This window comes from Uliginosibacterium paludis (assembly GCF_039631355.1).
GTDB classification, from domain to species: domain Bacteria; phylum Pseudomonadota; class Gammaproteobacteria; order Burkholderiales; family Rhodocyclaceae; genus Uliginosibacterium; species Uliginosibacterium paludis.
Map to the genome: position 1 here is coordinate 632,568 of NZ_JBDIVF010000001.1, position 19,051 is coordinate 651,618.

19 protein-coding genes are annotated in these 19,051 nt (G+C 66.8%); 13 read left to right on the forward strand and 6 right to left on the reverse strand.

Translation table 11 applies throughout. The features are described from left to right. Positions 1 to 6: 6 nt before the first annotated feature. Both ABDB87_RS03055 and ABDB87_RS03060 read left to right on the forward strand, forming a co-directional pair. Positions 7 to 1,104: an alpha/beta hydrolase gene (locus ABDB87_RS03055; protein ID WP_345923992.1), complete on the forward strand. Its 1,098-nt coding sequence runs from the start codon at positions 7 to 9 to the stop codon at positions 1,102 to 1,104. Beyond that, complete coding sequence (locus ABDB87_RS03060) at positions 1,101 to 2,327, forward strand: MFS transporter (RefSeq protein ID WP_345923994.1); 1,227 nt, start codon at positions 1,101 to 1,103, stop codon at positions 2,325 to 2,327. Before ABDB87_RS03055 ends, ABDB87_RS03060 begins: the two co-directional genes overlap by 4 nt. Before the next feature lie 28 nt (positions 2,328 to 2,355). Here ABDB87_RS03060 and ABDB87_RS03065 read toward each other — a convergent pair whose 3' ends face one another. Both ABDB87_RS03065 and ABDB87_RS03070 read right to left on the reverse strand, forming a co-directional pair. Further along, positions 2,356 to 2,820 (reverse strand): hypothetical protein, encoded by a 465-nt coding sequence (locus ABDB87_RS03065; protein ID WP_345923995.1) that lies wholly within the window; start codon positions 2,818 to 2,820, stop codon positions 2,356 to 2,358. A gap of 194 nt (positions 2,821 to 3,014) precedes the next feature. Next, a complete protein-coding gene (locus tag ABDB87_RS03070) occupies positions 3,015 to 3,914 on the reverse strand; it encodes a LysR family transcriptional regulator (protein ID WP_345923996.1) in 900 nt (299 codons plus the stop codon). Between the two features lie 241 nt (positions 3,915 to 4,155). Here ABDB87_RS03070 and ABDB87_RS03075 point away from each other — a divergent pair, with 241 nt between their 5' ends. Together ABDB87_RS03075 and fghA are read left to right on the forward strand one after the other, a co-directional pair. Continuing rightward, positions 4,156 to 5,280, forward strand: a complete 1,125-nt coding sequence (locus ABDB87_RS03075; RefSeq protein ID WP_345923997.1) for an S-(hydroxymethyl)glutathione dehydrogenase/class III alcohol dehydrogenase — start codon at positions 4,156 to 4,158, stop codon at positions 5,278 to 5,280. A 10-nt stretch (positions 5,281 to 5,290) separates the two neighbouring features. Then, positions 5,291 to 6,139, forward strand: a complete 849-nt coding sequence (gene fghA / locus ABDB87_RS03080; RefSeq protein ID WP_345923999.1) for an S-formylglutathione hydrolase — start codon at positions 5,291 to 5,293, stop codon at positions 6,137 to 6,139. Between the two features lie 11 nt (positions 6,140 to 6,150). Here fghA and ABDB87_RS03085 read toward each other — a convergent pair whose 3' ends face one another. Further along, the gene (locus tag ABDB87_RS03085; protein WP_345924001.1) at positions 6,151 to 7,098 is read right to left on the reverse strand and encodes a patatin-like phospholipase family protein; all 948 of its coding nucleotides are present in this window, start codon (positions 7,096 to 7,098) and stop codon (positions 6,151 to 6,153) included. A gap of 116 nt (positions 7,099 to 7,214) precedes the next feature. On the opposite strand from ABDB87_RS03085, the gene dacB reads away from it, so the two are divergent. The 8 genes from dacB (at position 7,215) to bfr (ending at position 15,640) form a co-directional block, all read left to right on the forward strand. Next, positions 7,215 to 8,633 (forward strand): D-alanyl-D-alanine carboxypeptidase/D-alanyl-D-alanine endopeptidase, encoded by a 1,419-nt coding sequence (dacB, locus tag ABDB87_RS03090; protein ID WP_345924003.1) that lies wholly within the window; start codon positions 7,215 to 7,217, stop codon positions 8,631 to 8,633. A 217-nt stretch (positions 8,634 to 8,850) separates the two neighbouring features. Continuing rightward, entirely contained in the window at positions 8,851 to 10,455 is a 1,605-nt protein-coding gene (locus tag ABDB87_RS03095) for an ABC transporter substrate-binding protein (RefSeq protein ID WP_345924005.1), read from the forward strand. Between the two features lie 216 nt (positions 10,456 to 10,671). Continuing rightward, positions 10,672 to 11,682 (forward strand): ABC transporter permease subunit, encoded by a 1,011-nt coding sequence (locus tag ABDB87_RS03100; RefSeq protein ID WP_345924007.1) that lies wholly within the window; start codon positions 10,672 to 10,674, stop codon positions 11,680 to 11,682. A gap of 1 nt (position 11,683) precedes the next feature. Next, positions 11,684 to 12,589, forward strand: a complete 906-nt coding sequence (locus ABDB87_RS03105) for an ABC transporter permease subunit (RefSeq protein ID WP_345924009.1) — start codon at positions 11,684 to 11,686, stop codon at positions 12,587 to 12,589. 4 nt (positions 12,590 to 12,593) lie between these two features. After that, complete coding sequence (locus ABDB87_RS03110; protein ID WP_345924011.1) at positions 12,594 to 13,562, forward strand: ABC transporter ATP-binding protein; 969 nt, start codon at positions 12,594 to 12,596, stop codon at positions 13,560 to 13,562. After that, entirely contained in the window at positions 13,559 to 14,539 is a 981-nt protein-coding gene (locus tag ABDB87_RS03115; protein WP_345924013.1) for a dipeptide ABC transporter ATP-binding protein, read from the forward strand. Before ABDB87_RS03110 ends, ABDB87_RS03115 begins: the two co-directional genes overlap by 4 nt. 182 nt (positions 14,540 to 14,721) lie before the next feature. After that, positions 14,722 to 14,967, forward strand: coding sequence for a (2Fe-2S)-binding protein (locus ABDB87_RS03120; protein WP_345924015.1), 246 nt, complete (start codon positions 14,722 to 14,724; stop codon positions 14,965 to 14,967). Between the two features lie 193 nt (positions 14,968 to 15,160). Further along, positions 15,161 to 15,640, forward strand: coding sequence for a bacterioferritin (gene bfr, locus ABDB87_RS03125; RefSeq protein ID WP_345924017.1), 480 nt, complete (start codon positions 15,161 to 15,163; stop codon positions 15,638 to 15,640). Between the two features lie 71 nt (positions 15,641 to 15,711). Here the strand turns inward: bfr and ABDB87_RS03130 are convergent, their stop codons facing one another. Continuing rightward, the gene (locus ABDB87_RS03130) at positions 15,712 to 16,572 is read right to left on the reverse strand and encodes an NAD(P)-dependent oxidoreductase (RefSeq protein WP_345924019.1); all 861 of its coding nucleotides are present in this window, start codon (positions 16,570 to 16,572) and stop codon (positions 15,712 to 15,714) included. A gap of 181 nt (positions 16,573 to 16,753) precedes the next feature. Here ABDB87_RS03130 and ABDB87_RS03135 point away from each other — a divergent pair, with 181 nt between their 5' ends. Beyond that, the gene (locus ABDB87_RS03135) at positions 16,754 to 17,149 is read left to right on the forward strand and encodes a cupin domain-containing protein (RefSeq protein WP_345924021.1); all 396 of its coding nucleotides are present in this window, start codon (positions 16,754 to 16,756) and stop codon (positions 17,147 to 17,149) included. A gap of 4 nt (positions 17,150 to 17,153) precedes the next feature. Here the strand turns inward: ABDB87_RS03135 and ABDB87_RS03140 are convergent, their stop codons facing one another. Beyond that, entirely contained in the window at positions 17,154 to 18,317 is a 1,164-nt protein-coding gene (locus ABDB87_RS03140; RefSeq protein WP_345924023.1) for a sensor histidine kinase, read from the reverse strand. Continuing rightward, positions 18,302 to 19,036 (reverse strand): response regulator, encoded by a 735-nt coding sequence (locus ABDB87_RS03145; RefSeq protein ID WP_345924025.1) that lies wholly within the window; start codon positions 19,034 to 19,036, stop codon positions 18,302 to 18,304. Before ABDB87_RS03145 ends, ABDB87_RS03140 begins: the two co-directional genes overlap by 16 nt. Positions 19,037 to 19,051 lie beyond the last annotated feature (15 nt).

The window sequence follows — 19,051 nt, forward strand, 5'->3', positions numbered from 1 at the left end:
CTCGACATGAACGACCACAACGAAACACCCCTCCCCCCCGCAAGCACGCCCGATCAGGGCCGCCGCGAGATGATGCGGATGACCGGCGCCGGTATCGCGGCACTGGGCGCCGGCATGCTCGGCGCAGGCCCGGCACAGGCGGCAGCGAAGCAGCCCAATTCGAAGTGGGACAAGACCTTTCCACGCAGCAACAAGGTCAATCACCGGAAGCTGAGCTTCAGGAACCGTTACGGCATCACCCTGGTGGGGGACCTGTACCTGCCGAAAGCAGCCCGCGGCAAGTTGCCTGCCATCGTGGTGGGCGGCCCCTTCGGAGCGGTGAAGGAACAATCCTCCGGTCTCTACGCACAGACCATGGCCGAACGCGGTTTTGCCTGCCTCGCCTTCGATGGCTCCTTCACCGGGGAAAGCGGTGGCGAACCGCGCAATGTGGCGTCGCCCGACATCAACACCGAAGACTTCAGCGCCGCCGTCGATTGCCTGGGGCTGCAGCCGGAAGTCGATCGCGAGCGCATCGGGATGATCGGCATCTGCGGCTGGGGCGGCATGGCGCTCAATGCGGTGGCGGTCGACAAGCGCGTCAAGGCGGTGGTTACCAGCACGATGTATGACATGACGCGCGTCATGTCACGCGGCTACAACGACAGCGTCACGCTCGCCCAGCGCACGCAGACGCTCGAGCAGCTGAGCCGCCAGCGCTGGCAGGATGCGGAGAAAGGCCGCCCGGCCTACCAGCCCGACTACAACGTGCTCAAGGGCGACGAGCCGCAGTTCCTGCTCGACTATCACGACTACTACATGACGCCGCGCGGCTACCATCCGCGCGCCGTCAACTCCGGCAATGCCTGGACGCAGACCACGCCGCTGTCCTTCATGAACATGCCGATCCTGAGCTACATCGCGGAAATCTCGCCGCGGCCGGTCCTCTTCATCCACGGCGAGAAAGCGCACTCGCGCTACTTCAGCGAAACGGCCTACGCCGCAGCGGCAGAACCGAAAGAGCTGATGATCATTCCGGGCGCCAACCATGTGGACCTGTATGACCGCGTCGACATCATCCCCTTCGACCGGATCACGAGCTTCTTCAATCAGCATCTGGCATGACAGGTTTGACGCAACAACAACCGGGCAGCGCCGGCGCCGAAGTCGCGGCACCGGCGTACTGGAGCGGCGTCTTCGCGATGTCGCTGTGCGTCTTCACGCTGATCGCCTCCGAGTTCATGCCGGTGAGCCTGCTCACGCCGATGGCGGTCGACCTGCAGCTCACCGAAGGCCTCGTCGGGCAAGGCATCTCGATCTCCGGCGCCTTCGCGGTGGCAACCAGCCTGTGCATCCCGACGCTGGCCGGCCAGCTCGACCGCAAGTGGCTGCTGCTGGCCCTGACAGCGCTGATGGCGGTCTCGGGCGCGATGGTCGGCATGGCCTCCGCTTATGGCCCCTACCTGGCCGGCCGCGCCCTCATCGGTGTGGTCGTCGGCGGTTTCTGGTCGCTCTCGGCCGCCACGGCGATGCGTCTCGTGCCCCCAGCACAGGTCGGGCGCGCGCTGGCGATCTTCAACGGCGGCAATGCGCTGGCCACGGTGGTCGCCGCGCCGCTGGGCAGCTATCTGGGCTCGGTACTGGGCTGGCGCGGCGCTTTTCTGTGCCTGATTCCGGTGGCCCTCGTCACACTGGTCTGGCAGTGGGCGAGTCTGCCCGCGATGCCGGCCCAGCGCCGCCGCAAGGGCGCGGGGCATGCTTTCAGCATGTTGTCGAGCCGCCCGGTGGCACTCGGCATGGCGGCCTGCGGAGCGTTTTTCACCGGCCAGTTCCTGCTCTTCACCTATGTGCGACCCTTCCTTGAAACCGTCACCCATGCCAGCCCCGCCAGGCTCTCGCTGGTCCTGCTGGCGATCGGCCTGGCCGGGCTCGTCGGCACCAGCTGGAGCACCAGGCTGCTGCGCCAGGGGCTCTACCGCGCGCTGCTGGCCACGCCGCTGCTGATGGCCCTGCTCGCACTGGCCCTGATTCCTGCCGGCGCATGGATCATCCCGGTCACCGTGCTGCTCGCGTGCTGGGGATTTCTCGCCACCGCCGCACCGGTCGGCTGGTGGTCCTGGGTGGCGCAGGCCATGCCGCAGGATGTGGAAGCCGGAGGCGGCCTGATGGTGGCCGTGATCCAGCTCGCGATCGCGGCGGGCTCCGCCACCGGTGGTCTGCTCTTCGACACGAGCGGCTACCGGAGCACCTTCGGCGTCAGCGCGGCCGTGCTGCTGCTCGCCGCCCTCCTCGCCTTCCTGACTGCCCGCGCACAAGCCTCGCGCAGCCCCTGCCGCGGCTCGTGCTGACACGGCGACCGGTGTAGCCCGAGTCCTGTCAGGGCTGCGCCGGCTTTCCCGGGCGGGTCAGGCGCAAGGCCAGCGCGCCGATCAGGGTCGGCAGGAACAGGCCGCCGAAGTAGAAGGCCAGAAAGGCGCGATCCCGCTCGAAACGCCAGTCGCGGCTGATCACCCGCAGGCTTTCCGAGCCGAAGCGCATGGAAGTCATCCCGGGGTTGTAGCGGACCGGGATGGCAGCGCCCACCGGCATGCGCGCCACCACATCGGGCCATTCCTCCGCCGACACGGAACTGTCCTGGAAACGCTCGGCCGCCCCCTCGATCTCGCCCTTCAGCCAGGGGCTGCTCCGGCGCGTGCCGGCCACGCTGCCGGTCACGATGAAGTGCGCTTCGCGGTAATGCGCCTGGTTCGCCCAGCGCAGCCCCGAGGCGATCGCCTGAGCCGCAAGGGCCAGGTCCGCCATGCCGAGCAGGATCAACACCACTTTCAACATCACACGCATCGGATCCACCTTTTTCATACCGCGCGCACCCCGGCGAGGAAGACACCGGCTCATGCGCAAACCTGACAAGCTCGCCCCCTGATTTCCCGAACGTTTTCCGCCTGATCCGGCCATGCAGGGCACGAGACGACACCGGCCAGCCCGGCAAAGCATCTCGGCGAGCCTGCCGACCGCGCACCGATCGGCGCGGGCGCTCAGCCGGCCTCGCTGCGGTACTCGGGCCGCCCGGCCAGTGCGTCGCGCAGCGCCTCGACCAGCAGGCGCACGCGCGGCAGCGGATGACGGCGCTGGGGCGAGACGGCCCAGACCGCCGTGTCAGGCGGCTGGCAGTCTTCGAGCAGCGACACCAGTTCGCCGTGCGCGAGGGCGTCGCGCACATAGTAGTCAGGCAGGCAGCACAGGCCGAGACCGCGCCGGGCCGCATCGAGCACCGCGTCGCCGCTGTTGCAGCGCCAGTTGCCGCGCGGCTTGAAGGGATACTCGCGGCCCTGATCGCGGAACATCCAGGTGTCATTGCTGCCGATCAGGCAGTTGTGCGCGGCGAGCTCCGAGAGCGTGTGCGGCCGGCCGTAACGCTCGAGATAGGCCGGCGCGGCGCAGAGGAACATGCGGCGTGGCGCGATGCGGGTCGCGATGAGGCTGGAACTCTCCAGCCGGCCCATGCGGATCGCGAGATCGAACCCCTCCTGCACCAGATCCATGACCCGGTTGGTCAACTCGATTTCCACCCGCAGTTGCGGATGCGCGCTCATGAAGGCATTGACCACCGGCACGATGAAGCGCTCGCCATAGGCCACCGCTGCCGTCATCCGCAACAGGCCGCTGGGTGCGCGATGCAGATCGCTCACCGCGACGAAGGCTTCATCCCGCTCCTCGATCAGGCGCTGGCAGCGGGCGTAGAAGGCCTGGCCGGCGTCGGTCAGCGACACCTTGCGCGTGGTGCGGTAGAGCAGGCGCGCCTGCAGTCGGTCTTCGAGCAGTGCCACCTGGCGGCTCACATGCGAAGACGACACGCGCAGGCGCTCGGCCGCGCGCGAGAAGCTCGCGCACTCCACGACGGCCACAAACTCGTCCAGCCCCTCCCAGCGATTCATGCGCGTTCCTTTCCTGAAGCTCTTGAAGACCGGACGCCTGCCAGAAATCCGCCCCGGATTCCGCTGCGCTGCATCCAGGCCACGACCCTGCCTGTCGGCCAGGCACTCGCCTCCCCACTCCCCACTCCCCACTCCCCAGATTATCCCTCATCAGCAACAGTCTTTCCCCGCCTGGAAAATTATCCCGCAGCGTCCTTCAATTAGACTCGCCCGCATCCCGACCCCCGAACAGGAGAGCCCCATGTCTGCGACCACCATCAAATCCCGCGCTGCCGTCGCTTTCGGCCCCGGCGAAGCGCTGAAGATCGTCGAAGTGGATGTGGCCCCGCCGCAGAAGGGCGAAGTGCGGGTGCGCATCGTGGCGACCGGTGTCTGCCATACGGACGCCTTCACGCTGTCGGGCGACGATCCCGAAGGCATCTTTCCGGCCATCCTGGGCCATGAAGGCGGCGGCATCGTCGAAGCGGTGGGCGAAGGCGTCACCTCGCTCGAAGTGGGCGACCATGTGATTCCGCTCTACACGGCCGAATGCCGCGAGTGCAAGTTCTGCAAGTCAGGCAAGACCAATCTCTGTCAGGCGGTGCGCGCCACCCAGGGCAAGGGCCTGATGCCGGACGGCACGACCCGCTTCTCCTACCAGGGCCAGCCGATCTACCACTACATGGGCTGCTCGACCTTCTCGGAATACACCGTGCTGCCCGAGATCTCGCTGGCAAAGATCCCGAAGGACGCGCCGCTGGACAAGGTCTGCCTGCTCGGCTGCGGCGTCACCACCGGCATCGGCGCCGTGCTCAACACAGCAAAAGTTACCGAAGGCTCCACGGTCGCGATCTTCGGCCTCGGCGGTATCGGCCTCGCGGCCATCATCGGCGCGACGATGGCCAAAGCCGCCCGCATCATCGCGGTGGACATCAACCCGGCGAAGTTCGAGATCGCAAAGCAGCTGGGCGCGACCGACTTCGTGAATCCGAAGGATTTCGAGCGCCCGATCCAGGACGTGATCGTGGAGATGACCGACGGCGGCGTGGACTACTCCTTCGAGTGCGTCGGCAATGTGAAGCTGATGCGCGCAGCACTCGAGTGCTGCCACAAGGGCTGGGGCGAATCCACCATCATCGGTGTCGCCGGTGCCGGCCAGGAAATCGCCACCCGCCCCTTCCAGCTGGTAACCGGCCGCGTCTGGCGCGGCTCGGCCTTCGGTGGCGTGAAGGGGCGCACCGAGCTGCCCAGCTATGTGAAGCAGGCGCAGCGCGGCGAAATTCCGCTGGACGTGTTCATCACCCACAACATGCCGCTGGCCGAGATCAATGAAGCCTTCCACCTGATGCATGAAGGCAAGAGCATCCGCACGGTCATCCACTTCTGAGCGACACGCCATGAGCCTCGAAAACATCGCCTGCAACAAGAGCTTCGGCGGCTGGCACAAGCGCTACCGCCATCGTTCGGCCACGCTCGGCTGCGACATGGTGTTCGCGATCTACCTGCCGCCGCAGGCCGAATCGGGTCGCAAGCTGCCAGTGCTCTACTGGCTCTCGGGGCTCACCTGCACGGATGAAAACTTCATGCAGAAGGCCGGCGCGCAGCGCCTCGCCGCCGAGCTGGGGCTCATCATCGTCGCCCCCGACACCAGCCCGCGCGGCGCCGAGGTGCCCGGCGACCCGGACGGCGCCTGGGACTTCGGCCATGGCGCCGGCTTCTACCTGAATGCCACTGAAGCCCCGTGGAGCAGGCACTACCGCATGCACGACTATGTGGTGCAGGAGCTGCCCGCGCTGATCGAGGCGAACTTCCCCGCCTCGGATGCACGCGGCATATCCGGGCATTCAATGGGCGGGCACGGCGCGCTGGTCGCTGCCCTGCGCACCCCGGGGCGCTACCGATCGGTCTCCGCCTTCGCGCCGATCTGCCATCCGGTGCAATGCCCCTGGGGCGAAAAGGCCTTCAGCCGCTATCTGGGTGAAGACCGCAGCAAGTGGGCGGAGTGGGACGCAAGCCTGCTCATCGCGAACGCGCCGGAGCGGCTGCCGCTGCTGATCGACCAAGGCGACCGCGACAGTTTTCTCGACACCCAGCTCATGCCGGAGTCATTGCGCGGCGCGGCGGCCCCGGCCGGCCATGCGCTTGAGCTGCGCATGCAGGCGGGCTACGACCACAGCTACTACTTCATCGCGAGCTTCATAGAGGATCACCTGCGGCATCACGCGCAGGCCCTCAAAGCCGACTGATCCGGCACGGCTCAGCGGAAGCTGCCGAGCTGGTCCTGGATCATCGGCATCGCGTATTCCGCCGCGCGGCGGCCCTCTTCGATGGTGCCGACCGCGCGGTGGAAATCCATCGCCGCCACATCCGAGAGGCGCGGCCGAATCATCGCGTCGGCCGGCTCGCCGGCCAGGCGGCTTTCGGTGATGCGCACCTGCATGATGTTGAGGCTGGTGGTGAGCACGTCCAGCATCGAGGGCGTGCCGGCAGCACGGGCCTCGGCATTGCCGAAGAAGCCGGGCTTGAAGCGCGCCAGCACCGCTTCCATGATGCCGCGCTTGGTGGCCGGCTGATCGGCCTCCACCACTGCTTCGACCTCGGCACGATGCTCCTGCCGCGTCTCGCCCGACACCCGGTTGCGCCGGCCGACCAGATTCCAGTTCAGATCCACCGCGATCACGAAGTCCGCCCCCAGCGCCCGGCACAATGACACCGGCACCGGATTGACCAGCCCGCCATCCACCAGCATGCGCCCGCCCAGCACCGCCGGCGTGAAGAGTCCCGGCAGGGCAATCGAGGCGCGCACGCTGTCGATCACGCTGCCTTCGCGCAGCCAGACTTCGCGCCCGCTGACCAGATCGGTGGCCACGCAGGCAAAGGTTTTTTCGAGCTGCTCGATACCGCCATCGCTGAAACGGCTGCGGAAGAATTCGGTCAGCTTGCTGCCCTCGATCAGACCGCCGCCCATCTTGATGTCGAGCATGCTGACCACCGACTTCCAGGTCACGCCGCGCACCCAGTCCTCGAAACGGTCGAGCTCGCCCGCCGCATAGGCCGCCCCCACGATGGCGCCCACCGAAGTGCCGCAGATGACGTCCGGCACGATACCGGCTTCTTCCAGAACGCGGATCACGCCGATGTGCGACCAGCCACGCGCGGAACCGCTGCCAAGGGCCAGACCGATGCGGGGTTTGTGCTGATTCAAGAAACGACTCCCAGACAGGACAGGATGAAAACGCCGGCACCACAGTGCCACACTCCGGCCCCGAGCATACAACCGGGCAGACGGTCGTGAGCATTGCGGCGCTTACAATGCCGGCCATGAACACGCTGATCAGAACACTCGCCTGCGTCACCTTCCTGGCCACGCTTCCCGCACTCCACGGCGCACGCGCGGCATTGCCCGAGGGCGTGGCCAGCGCCGCACGGGCTGCCGGCATTCCCGAATCCGCCATCGGCCTGTGGGCCGGGCCGGTCAGCGGCAGCAGCGTTCGCTACAGCCACAATGCCGGCAGCATGATGAATCCGGCCTCCGTCATGAAGCTGCTGGCAACCCATGCCGCGCTGGATCAGCTCGGCCCGGCCTGGACCTGGAAGACCCGCGCCTGGCTTACCGGCCCGCTGCGCGACGGCGTGCTTGAAGGCGATCTGGTGATCGCCGGCAGCGGCGACCCTGATCTGACCTGGGATCGCCTCGGCCAGTGGCTGCGCGACTGGCGCTCGCGCGGGCTGCGCGAGATCCGCGGCAACATCCTGATCGACAGCAGCCTCTACGCGCTGCCGCCGGTCGAAGCGCCTTTCGACGAAGCGCAGCACCGCGCCTACAACGCCCGGCCGGAAGCTTTCCTCGTCAACTTCGGCGCGCTCTCGCTGCGGCTTGTGCCCGGCGCGCCGAACAGCCCGGTCGCGATCAGCCTGCTGACACCTGCCGCACCGCTGCCGATCAGCAACGACATCCGCAGCAGCAGCGGCCCCTGCGTCGACTGGCGCAATACCGTGCGCGGCAGCTTCCGCCCCGAGGGCCGCGGTCTCGCGCTGAAGCTCGAGGGCCGCCTGCCGACGAGCTGCGGCGAACGGCAGCTCAATCTCAAGGTGGATGACGCCCTGCGCTGGGCCGGTCTGGTGGTCCGCGCGCAATGGCAGGAGCTCGGCGGCAGCTGGTCCGGCGAAACGCGAGCCGGTGCGGCGCCGCTGGCCGCAGCGCCCTTCTCGACCTGGGAGTCGCCCGCCCTGCCCGAAGTGCTGCGCGACATGAACAAGTGGTCCAACAACGTGATGGCGCGTCAGGTGCTGCTCACGCTGGGAGACGATAGCAGTGGTGCGCTCACGCCGCAGAAAGGCATTGCCCGCCTGCAGGCCTGGATGCCGCAGCGCGGACTGGATCCGGCGCAGTGGGTGCTCGAGAACGGCAGCGGCCTCTCGCGCGTCGAGCGCAGTACGCCAGCGCAGTTCGGCGCCCTGCTGCGCAGCGCCTGGGCCAGCCCGCGCATGCCGGAGTTCGTGCAGGGCCTGCCGGTCATCGGGCGTGACGGCACGATGCGCTCGCGACTCATCGACAGCCCGCTCGCCGGCCGTGGCTATGTGAAAACCGGCACGCTGGACGGGGTGAAATCCGCCGCCGGTTATCTGCTCGATGCCCAGGGCAACTGGCAGGCCTTCGCGCTGATCATGAACCATCCGAAAGCACCCGAAGCCGAGCGGGTGGTCGAGGCCTTGCTGCAGGCCCTCTACGGCCAGTAAGACTGCGCCGGCCGGGCTCCCGCGCCGGCCGGACGCCGCACTTTTTGAAGCAGGTCAAAAAGCAGCCTACAAAGTAAAGACAATCAGGATTTTCCTATAAGCGGTATGCCGACAAGATCCGATGGCGTACGGTATAAATGCGCCCACGCCGCAGGGGCCATCGGCCACAAGCCGTCACTCCGGCAACTCATGACGCACCACTCTCGGGAGACCCCCAATGTTGCACAAGACTGCCCTCGCCGCTGCCCTGCTTCTCGGGCTCGCCGGCACCCAGGCCCATGCGGCCAAGACCCTCGTCTACTGCTCCGAAGGCAGCCCCGAGGGCATGAATCCCATGTTCTACACGACCGGCACGACGCATGACGCCACCTCGGCCCAGCTCTTCAACCGCCTGGTCGAATTCGAAGTCGGCACCACCAACATCGTGCCGGGGCTCGCGACCGCATGGGAAGTCTCGCCCGACAACCTCGCCTACACCTTCAAGCTGCGCCGGGGCGTGAAACTCAACGCATCCGACCGCTTCAAGCCCTCGCGCGACTTCAACGCCGACGACGTGCTCTTTACCTGGAACCGGATGGCGGACGCAAACCATCCCTTCCACAACAACACGCCCGGCACCAACTACGCCTACTTTCAGGACATGGGCATGGGCAAGGTGGTCGATCGCGTCGAAAAGCTCGATGACTACACCGTCGTCTTCCGCCTGAAGTCGCCGCTCGCGCCCTTCCTCGCCAACATGGCGATGGACTTCATGTCGATCCAGTCCGCCGAATATGCCGACAAGATGAAGGCCGCCGGCACGCCGGAAGTGGTCGACAGCGAACCGCTCGGCACCGGTCCCTTCCGCCTGGTCTCCTACCAGAAGGACGCGGTGATCCGTTACAAGGCCAATGAAAACTACTGGGAAGGCCGACCGAAGATCGACAACCTGATCTTCGCGATCACGCCGGACGCCTCGGTGCGCCTGGCCAAGGTGAAGGCCGGCGAATGCCAGCTGATGGCTTATCCGAAGCCTGCCGACCTGCCTGCGCTGAAAGCCGACAAGTCGATCAACCTGCTGACCAAGGAAGGGCTCAATGTCGGCTACATCGCGCTGAACGTCGAGAAGAAACCCTTCGACAACAAGCTGGTGCGTCAGGCCATCAACATGGCCATCGACAAGAAGGCGCTGATCGAGACGATCTACCAGGGCGCCGGTCAGGCCGCCAAGAACCCGATCCCGCCGATCCTGTGGTCCTACAACGACAAGATCAAGGATTACAGTTTCGACGCCGCCAAGGCCAAGGCCCTGCTCGCCAAGGCCGGCTACAAGGATGGCTTCGAGATGGAGCTGTGGTATCTGCCGGTGCAGCGCCCCTACAACCCGGACGGCAAGCGCATGGCCGAGATGGTGCAGGCCGACCTCGCCAGGATCGGCGTGACCGCCAAGCTGGTGACTTACGAATGGGGTGAGTACCGCAAGCGCGCCAAGAATGGCGAGCACCAGGCCGTGATGTTCGGCTGGAGCGGTGACAACGGAGACCCTGACAACTTCTTCGGCAACCTGCTCTCCTGCGACGCCGTTGCCGGCGGTGGCAACTTCGCCCGCTGGTGCGACAAGGACTATGACGCGCTGATCAAGAAAGCCGCCAGCACGCCCAAACAGGCCGATCGCGCGAAGCTCTACGAGAAGGCACAGGAAATCGTGAAAGAAGAGGCCGTCTGGGTGCCGATCGCCCACTCGGTGCGCTTCGAGCCGGTCAGAAAGAGCGTGAGCGGCTTCAAGATGGCTGCCGTGCCGACCAATCACTACTTCCAGAAGGTGGATGTGAACGGCAAGTAAGCGCCGGCCCGGAGGCACGACCGGAACCCGCCCCCTGCCACGCCTTGCGCCCTGAATGAAGGGGGCATCGCCGGCAGGGGGTCTGTGTCTTTTCCGGCGCGTGCCCCGTTCCGCTCTGCGGTTCGTGTCCGGCCTCGTTGCCGGCGCCATGAAGCGCCTGCGGTTTCCGTTGCGCCCGCCTGCCGACACCGCTCCGTTCCCTGCCAGGATTCATCGATGATCACATTCATCCTGCGACGGCTTGCCGTCGTCATACCCACTTTCATCGGCATCACGCTGCTGGTGTTCGCGCTGATCCGCCTGATTCCGGGCGATCCGGTCGAGGCGATGTCGGGCGAACGCGGCATGGAGCCCGAGCGCTACGCCGCGCTGATCGCGCAGTACGGACTCGACCGTCCGCTGCCGGTGCAATATGTCGATTACGTCGCCAAAGCCGCCCGGGGCGACCTCGGCCGCTCGATCGTCACTCACGAACCGGTGCTGCGCGAATTCCTCGACCGTTTTCCGGCCACCCTCGAACTCTCGCTCTGCGCGATCGTGTTCGCACTCTGCCTGGGCATTCCGGCCGGCATCATCGCCGCCCTGCGCCGCAATACGGTGGTCGATTACAGCGTGATGGGCGTGTCACTCACCGGTTACTCGATGCCCATTTTCTGGTGGGCGCTGCTGCTGATCCTGTTCTTCTCGGTGCATCTGGGCTGGACCCCGGTCTCGGGCCGGCTCGCCATCGAATACGACCCGGCGCGTGTCACCGGCATGATGCTGATCGACACCCTGCTCTCCGACGACGAAGGCGCCTTCCTCTCGGCGCTGTCCCACCTCATCCTGCCGACCATCGCGCTGGGCACCATCCCGCTGGCCACGCTGGCCCGCATGACGCGCTCGGCCATGCTCGAAGTGCTGGGTGAAGACTATGTGCGCGCGGCCCGCGCGCGCGGCCTTTCGCCGCTGCGGGTAGTCGTCCGTCATGCACTGCGCAATGCGCTGATTCCGGTCATCACCGTCATAGGCCTGCAGGTGGGCACGCTGCTCGCCGGCGCGATCCTGACCGAAACGATCTTCTCCTGGCCCGGCATCGGCAAGTGGATGGTGGAAGCCATCCATCGCCGCGATTATCCGGTCGTGCAGGGCGGCATCCTGATGTCCGCCACGCTCGTGATTCTTGTGAACCTGATCGTGGACCTGCTCTACGGCGCCGCCAATCCCCGCATCCGCCATGCCCGCTGACATGAATCCGCCTATCTCCAATGCCGTGGCGGCTGCGCCACTCGTTCCACCCTCGCCGATGGCCGAACTCTGGCGCGACTTCCGCCTCAACCGCGGCGCGGTTGCCGGGCTGGTCCTGGTCATCACCTTCCTGCTGCTCGCGATCCTGGCTGGCGTGATCTCGCCCCACTCGCCGATCGAGCAATACCGGGACGCGATCCTGGTGCCGCCGGCCTGGGAAGATGGCGGCAGCACGAAGTTCCTGCTCGGCACCGATGCGGTCGGCCGCGACATGCTCTCGCGCCTGATCCATGGCACCCGGCTCTCGCTCGCGATCGGTCTGGTGTCGGTCGGATTGTCCCTCTCGCTGGGCATCCTGCTCGGTCTGCTCGCAGCCTGGCGCGGCGGCAAGACCGATACCGCCGTCATGCGGATGATGGACGTGCTGCTGGCTCTGCCGAGCCTGCTCCTGGCGGTGGCGGTGATCGCGATTCTCGGACCGGGCCTGGCCAATGCCATGTATGCCATCGCCATCGTGATGCTGCCGGCCTTCGTGCGGCTCACCCGCGCGACCGCTCTGGGCGAGCTGCAGAAGGATTATGTGATCGCCTCGCGGATCGCCGGCGCCGGCCCGCTGCGCCTGATGTGCTCCACCGTGCTGCCCAACTGCGTGGCGCCGCTGATCGTGCAGGCCACGCTGGGCTTTTCAACCGCGATCCTGGATGCCGCCGCGCTGGGCTTTCTGGGGCTGGGCGCGCAACCACCGACACCGGAATGGGGCTCGATGCTCTCCGGCGCGCTCGAATTCATCCAGAGCGCCTGGTGGGTGGTGAGCCTGCCGGGCTTCGCCATCCTGCTGGCGGTGCTGGCCTTCAATCTGATGGGCGACGGACTGCGCGACGCCCTTGACCCCAAACTGAAACGGTAAGCTCATGGCACTGCTCGAAATCAGCAAGCTGAACGTGCAGTTCGGCGCCGAAGCGCGTCCGATGCGGGCGGTCGAAGACCTCGACCTCAGCATCGACGCCGGCGAGATCGTCGGCATCGTCGGCGAATCCGGCTCCGGCAAGAGCGTCACCTCACTCGCCCTGATGGGGCTGATCGACGCGCCCGGGCGGGTCAGCGCGGAACGCCTCGTGTTCGATGGCCGCGATCTGCTGGGCATGCGCCAGCGCGAGCGCCGCGCCCTGCTCGGGCGCGACATCGCGATGATCTTCCAGGACCCCGGCACCACGCTCAACCCGTGCTACACGGTGGGTGACCATCTGGTCGAAACGCTCTCGGTACATGAGGGTGGCTCGCGCCGCGCCTTGCGCGCCCGGGCGCTGGAGTTGCTGCGCGAGGTGGAGATTCCGGATCCGGAGCGGCGCCTGGCAGCCTATCCGCACCAGCTCTCCGGCGGCATGAGCCAGCGGGTGATGATCGCGCTGGCAATCGCCTGCCGACCGCGCCTCCTGATCGCCGACGAACCGACCACCGCGCTGGACGTGACCGTCCAGGCCCAGGTGCTCGAGCTGCTGCTGCGCCTGCAGCGTGACAATGGCATGGCGCTGATGCTGATCACCCACGACCTCGGCGTGGTCGCCCAGACCGCACAAAGGGTCGTGGTGATGTATGCCGGCCAGGTCATGGAGACCGGCCGCGTGCCGGAGATCTTCAGCCATCCGCAACATCCCTACACCTCGGCCCTGATGGCGGCGCTGCCCGAAAACAACGCCGGTCAGGCTCGCCTGCAGACCATTCCCGGTGTGGTGCCCGGCGCCTTCGACCGGCCTGCCGGCTGCCTGCTGGCGCCACGCTGCAGCTTCGCGACCACCCGCTGCCAGAGCGAGCGCCCCGTGCTCACCGGCAGCCACGCCGAGGCCACCGTACGCTGCCATTTCCCGCAGGGGACCGCATGAACGACACCACCACGCACTTCCTGCTCCAGGTCGACGGCCTGGCCAAGCACTACCCGGTCTCGACCGGCTTCCTCAAGCCCAAGGGCCTGGTGCGCGCGCTCGACGGGGTGAGTTTCCATCTCGAATCCGGTCGCACCCTGGCGGTGGTGGGCGAGTCCGGCTGCGGCAAGACCACGCTGGCCCGCCAGATCATGATGATCGAGACGCCCACTGCCGGGCATCTGCGCATCGAAGGCACGGATCTGGCCATCGCTGACGCGGCAGAGAAAAAGCGCCTGCGCCCGCTGGTCCAGATGGTGTTCCAGAACCCCTATGCGAGCCTCAACCCGCGCAAGCGCGTCGGCAGCATGCTGGAAGAGCCGCTCAAGATCCACACCACACTGAATGCCGCAGGCCGGCATGAACGCGCCTGCGCCATGATGGAGCGGGTCGGGCTGCGGCCGGAACATTACGGCCGTTACCCGCACATGTTCTCCGGTGGCCAGCGTCAGCGCATCGCGATCGCCCGCGCACTGATGACCGGCCCCAGGCTGATCGTCGCGGACGAACCCGTCTCCGCGCTGGACGTGTCGATCCAGGCCCAGGTGCTGAACCTGCTGATGGATCTGCAGGCCGAAACCCGTGTGGCCTGCGTCTTCATCTCCCACAACCTCGCCGTGGTGGAACACATCGCAGACGAAGTACTGGTGATGTATCTGGGCCGCGTGGTCGAGCACGGCAGCAAGCGCGAGATTTTCGACCATCCGCGCCATCCCTATACCCGTGCCCTGCTCTCGGCTACCCCCCGCGTCGATCCCGGACAGCGCCAGGTACGCTTCCTCGCCCGGGGCGAGTTGCCCTCGCCGCTCGATCCCCCGCCCGGCTGCGCCTTCCATCGGCGTTGCCCGCATGCGATCGATGCCTGCCGCATCGACGTGCCGGAGCTGCGCACGGTGGGCGGCCACCTCGCCGCCTGCCACCGCGCCGAAGAGCTCTAGGCCGGGCCCGGGCGTCTGCAAACGGGCGGGCCGGGTCGCTTCTTCATGCGGAAGCCCGACTGCGTCGGGCGCCCCGGCCGCCCCCGCGGGCAACGCAGGCGCTGCCACAGAAATAGTTTGCAATTGCGAACAGTTCGCATTACTGTACTCAACAGGAAGCCACTCTTCATCCGGAACCTGCCATGTACGTCTGCGTCTGCCATGCCGTCACCGATCGCGATATCACCCGGGCCGCCGCCAATGGCGCGCGCACGGTGCGCGACCTGCGCGATACGCTGGGCGTGACGAGTTCATGCGGGCGCTGTGCGCAGTGCGCCCATGCCTGCCTCAAGGCGGCTCACGCCGGCCATGCACAGCCGGTCTCCCTGCTGCGCCGCGCGGAAGAAGCGATCACCGAATCCGCACAAAGGGTGCTCGCCGCCGCCTGAGCGAGCCGCCGCCGGGGCGCCGCGCCCCTCTCTCGCTGCGTAATGGAAAGCGCTGATCCGGCTCATAGGGAAAACGACCTTGATCTGGCGCAATATCCTTATGCACAATGGGACCATGCCTGACCGGCACGGCGCTCCTGCACGTGCCTCCGCCCCTCAGGTATTCCCCCCCAACACGAGAGGAGTGCATCGCATGGAAGGCGACAAGAAAGTCATTCAACTGCTCAACCGCCAGCTGACCCACGAGCTGAGCGCCATCAACCAGTATTTCCTGCACGCCCGCATCTACAAGCACTGGGGTTTCGAGCGACTCGGCAAGCACGAGTACAAGGAATCCATCGAAGAGATGCATCACGCCGACTACCTGATCGAGCGCATCCTGATGCTCGACGGCCTGCCGAACCTGCAGAACCTCAACAAGCTGCTGATCGGTGAAACCGTGCCGGAGTGCCTCAACGGCGACCTGACGCTCGAGAAGACGGCGCACGGCGACCTGAAGGAAGCCATCGCCCACTGCGAATCGGTGCGCGATTTCGTCTCGCGCGACATCCTGATGAAGATCCTGGATGCCACCGAGGAACACATCGATTACCTGGAAACCCAGCTCGACGTGATTGAAAAAGTCGGCCTGCAGAACTACCTGCAGAGCCAGCTCGAAACCGAAGGCTCCTGAGCCGCCGGATCGGCCCGATGAAAAAAGGCCCGGCTGCCGCAGGCAGGCCGGGCCTTTTTGCGCGCCCTGCCCTACTTCACCACGCGATAGACCGCGGCGATGTCATCATCGCCATGGCCGGCGATGTTCGCCCGCTTGAAGACCTCGTTTGCGGCGGATGCGGCCTGCAGCGACTGTCCCAGCTCTTCAGACAGCGCCAGCGCGAGGCGCAGATCCTTCTGCATGTGCTTGAGCGGGAAGCTGGTGGTGGCGTCGTCCTGCAGCAGCATCGGGCCCTTGCCCTTGAACATCGGGCAGGCCATCGCGCCCGCCTCGATCACGTCGAGGATCTGCGCGCCATCAAGATTGCCCTTGAGCCCCAGCGCCAGGCCTTCGCTCAATGCCACCATCATCGATCCCATGATCATGTTGACGACGAGCTTCATGCGCGCGCCCTGGCCGACTTCGCCGAGGAACACCCGCTTCTTGCCCAGCTTGTCGAAGGCCGCGCCGGCTTCCTCATAAAGGCTTTCGTCACCTGCGGCCAGGATCACCAGCGTGCCCTCCTCGGCCGGCTTCTTGGTGCCCGACACCGGCGCTTCGAGAAAGCGTCCGCCGTGACCGGCAATCGCCGCGGCGATCTCGCGTGCGGTGGCGTCATCCACCGTCGACATGTCGATGTAACCCCGTCCTTCACCGATGCCGGCCAGCACGCCCTCTGCACCGAACACGGTTTCCCGCGCCGCCGCCGGGTCAGCCAGCATGGCGATGGTGAAGTCGCAGGAGGCGGCCACCTCACGCGGCGTTGCGCCCTGCTTCGCGCCCTGCGCCACCAGCGGCGCACATTTCTCAGCCGAACGGTTCCACACCGTCACCTCGAAACCGGCCTTGATCAGATTGGCGGCCATTGCGCGCCCCATGATGCCCAGCCCCAGAAAACCGATACGTGCCACGAAACCACTCCTTACGCTGCAGATGCCCCCGCCGCGCAGCCATGCGGGCGGATCAGGGCGGAAACCCGCCATGGTGCCTCGGTCACGCGCGGCTGCCAATCGCCGCCGGCTGATGTTGGCTATGCCGACCCGGCCAGCGTTTATGCTGACGGCTCACCGCCCTTCAAGCACGAGGACTCCGATGACGGCATTCGCCAGCCTGCCCCTGCCCGCCACACCTACCGTCACCGCGCCGGACGGCTCCGATGTGCGCGTACTGCTCGCGCTTGAAGGCGGCAGCATGGCGCACTTCACGCTCGCAGCCGGCGCCGTTTCAGCCGCCGTGGCGCACCGCCAGGTGGAAGAAATCTGGTATCTGCTGCAGGGCACGGGCGAGATGTGGCGCAGCCAGGCTGGCCGTGAGGAGATCGTGTCGCTCGCGCCCGGCCTGTGTCTCACGATTCCCCGGGGCACGCATTTCCAGTTCCGCAATACCGGCCCCGGCAATCTCGCTGCGGTGGCGGTCACCCTGCCGCCCTGGCCCGGTCCGGACGAAGCCTTCGCGGTGCCGGGCCCCTGGCAGGCAACAGGCGGCTGAAGCTTCAGGGCAGGATGCCGCGCGGAATGCTGATCGTGAAGGCCGCGCCGCCCCGGCTCGAACGCCCCACGCTCACCGTGCCGCCATGCAGCTCGATCAGCGTGCGCACGATGGAGAGCCCCAGCCCGCTGCCACCGGTTGCGCGGTTGCGCGAAGCATCCAGCCGGGTGAAGCGCTGGAATACCCGCTCATCCAGACCATCGGGATGGCCCCTGCCGGCGTCGCTCACCGTGATCTGGACTTCGCCCGGCGTGCTGCGCACCCAGAGATGCAGCCAGCGTCCGTCACGGGCGTAGTGGATGGCGTTCTCGATCAGGTTGTTGAGTACCTGACGGATGCGGTCGGCATCCGCGAGCACCGGCGGCACCACGGCGCGCACCTCCAGCTCTACCGCCATGCCGGCGTCATCGAGCCGCCGCGCGTGGTTCTCGAGGGTATCCCGCACCAGTGAGGGAATGTCGAGCGCCACGCGATGCAGCGGCAGCCGGCCCGCATCGGCCACCGAGAGCGTATGCAGGTCACCCACCAGCAGGCTCAGATGCTGGCATTGCTCGAGCAGACGCGTGAATTCAGCCGGCTCGGCGGGAATCACGCCATCGCAGAGTGCGTGCAGCCGTGCCTGCAGCACCGCCAGCGGGGTGCGCAATTCGTGCGAGAGCGCGGCCAGCGTGGACTTGCGCTCCCGCTCGAGCGCCTCCAGCGAGCTCGTCATCAGGTTGAAGTCGTGCACCAGATCGGCCATCTCGCCGGCCCGCCGCGGCACCCGGGCACGCGCGCCGAAGTCACCCAGCGCGACGCGCCCGGCCGCGCGCGCCACCGAGCTGATCGGCTGCATGACCATGCGCGAGATCCAGAATCCGGCCATCAGGCCGACCGGCAGGCAGGCCACCAAGCCGATCAGGATGGCGAGCTTGTCGACATCCCACGGGTCGTCATCCAGCGAATACTGACGATAGATTTCCGACGCGCGCGGCCCGCCCTCCAGTCCCTTGCTGCGAAGTTCGTCGAACTCTGCCCGCACTGCTGCCGGCAGGGCTTCATGAAAGCGCCAGAACTGGACACGACCATAGACGATCATCGTGCCGCCCAGCACCAGCATGCTCGCCAGCACGGCGCTGGCGATGCCCAGACCGAAGCGGACCCAGATCCGGTCTAGGACGCGGGACACAGCCGGTATCCGATGCCGCGCACGGTTTCGAGGAACTCGCTGCCGCCGGCGTCCTGCAGCTTCCTGCGCAGTTTGGAGAGGTGCGAGTCGATCACGCGGTCGAGCGCGTCGCTTTCGGGCAGGCAGGCCTCGATCAGCTCGCTGCGCGAGAAGCAGCGTCGCGGCTGACCCGCGAGGCAGGCGAGCAGGCGGAATTCGGTCAGCGTCAGCGGCAGCGTACGGGGCTCGCCGCTGGCTTCATGCAGGCAGGCACGCCAGGCCTGGTGATCGATCTCGAGCCGGCCGATGCGCAGAGGCTGCGGCGGCTCCACTGCGGGCGCGCCCCGGTAGGTGCGGCGCAACACCGCCCGCACCCGGGCCACCACCTCGGCCGGGTTATAGGGTTTCACCACATAGTCGTCTGCCCCCAGCTGCAGACTCTGCATCTTGTCAGCGCAATCGGCGAGTGCGGTGGTCATGATGACCGGCGTCTCGCCGGCGCGCCGGATCGCACGCAGCACGTCCACACCGTCTTCGCCGGGCAGGCGGATGTCGAGCAGCACGATGTCCGGCGACTCCGCGGCAAAGAGCTGCCGTGCCGCCGGGCCACTGCCCGCACGCGTCACGCGCAGGCCATCGCGGACGAGATAGGCGCAGAGAATGTCGGCCAGCGCGGCCTCGTCCTCCACGACCAGCACCAGGGGCGCATCCGCAAGGACGACGTCATTCAGATCGGGCATTTGAAAACGCGAAAA

What these genes read in the sequence shown, in the direction of transcription:
- ABDB87_RS03095 (WP_345924005.1), top strand. Translation starts at nt 8,851, where the DNA reads ATGTTGCACAAGACTGCCCTCGCCGCTGCCCTGCTTCTCGGGCTCGCC.
- ABDB87_RS03135 (WP_345924021.1), top strand. Translation starts at nt 16,754, where the DNA reads ATGACGGCATTCGCCAGCCTGCCCCTGCCCGCCACACCTACCGTCACC.
- ABDB87_RS03060 (WP_345923994.1), top strand. Translation starts at nt 1,101, where the DNA reads ATGACAGGTTTGACGCAACAACAACCGGGCAGCGCCGGCGCCGAAGTC.
- ABDB87_RS03120 (WP_345924015.1), top strand. Translation starts at nt 14,722, where the DNA reads ATGTACGTCTGCGTCTGCCATGCCGTCACCGATCGCGATATCACCCGG.
- ABDB87_RS03110 (WP_345924011.1), top strand. Translation starts at nt 12,594, where the DNA reads ATGGCACTGCTCGAAATCAGCAAGCTGAACGTGCAGTTCGGCGCCGAA.
- ABDB87_RS03075 (WP_345923997.1), top strand. Translation starts at nt 4,156, where the DNA reads ATGTCTGCGACCACCATCAAATCCCGCGCTGCCGTCGCTTTCGGCCCC.
- ABDB87_RS03100 (WP_345924007.1), top strand. Translation starts at nt 10,672, where the DNA reads ATGATCACATTCATCCTGCGACGGCTTGCCGTCGTCATACCCACTTTC.
- dacB (WP_345924003.1), top strand. Translation starts at nt 7,215, where the DNA reads ATGAACACGCTGATCAGAACACTCGCCTGCGTCACCTTCCTGGCCACG.
- ABDB87_RS03055 (WP_345923992.1), top strand. Translation starts at nt 7, where the DNA reads ATGAACGACCACAACGAAACACCCCTCCCCCCCGCAAGCACGCCCGAT.
- ABDB87_RS03145 (WP_345924025.1), bottom strand. Translation starts at nt 19,036, where the DNA reads ATGCCCGATCTGAATGACGTCGTCCTTGCGGATGCGCCCCTGGTGCTG.
- bfr (WP_345924017.1), top strand. Translation starts at nt 15,161, where the DNA reads ATGGAAGGCGACAAGAAAGTCATTCAACTGCTCAACCGCCAGCTGACC.
- fghA (WP_345923999.1), top strand. Translation starts at nt 5,291, where the DNA reads ATGAGCCTCGAAAACATCGCCTGCAACAAGAGCTTCGGCGGCTGGCAC.
- ABDB87_RS03115 (WP_345924013.1), top strand. Translation starts at nt 13,559, where the DNA reads ATGAACGACACCACCACGCACTTCCTGCTCCAGGTCGACGGCCTGGCC.
- ABDB87_RS03105 (WP_345924009.1), top strand. Translation starts at nt 11,684, where the DNA reads ATGAATCCGCCTATCTCCAATGCCGTGGCGGCTGCGCCACTCGTTCCA.
- ABDB87_RS03070 (WP_345923996.1), bottom strand. Translation starts at nt 3,914, where the DNA reads ATGAATCGCTGGGAGGGGCTGGACGAGTTTGTGGCCGTCGTGGAGTGC.
- ABDB87_RS03065 (WP_345923995.1), bottom strand. Translation starts at nt 2,820, where the DNA reads ATGCGTGTGATGTTGAAAGTGGTGTTGATCCTGCTCGGCATGGCGGAC.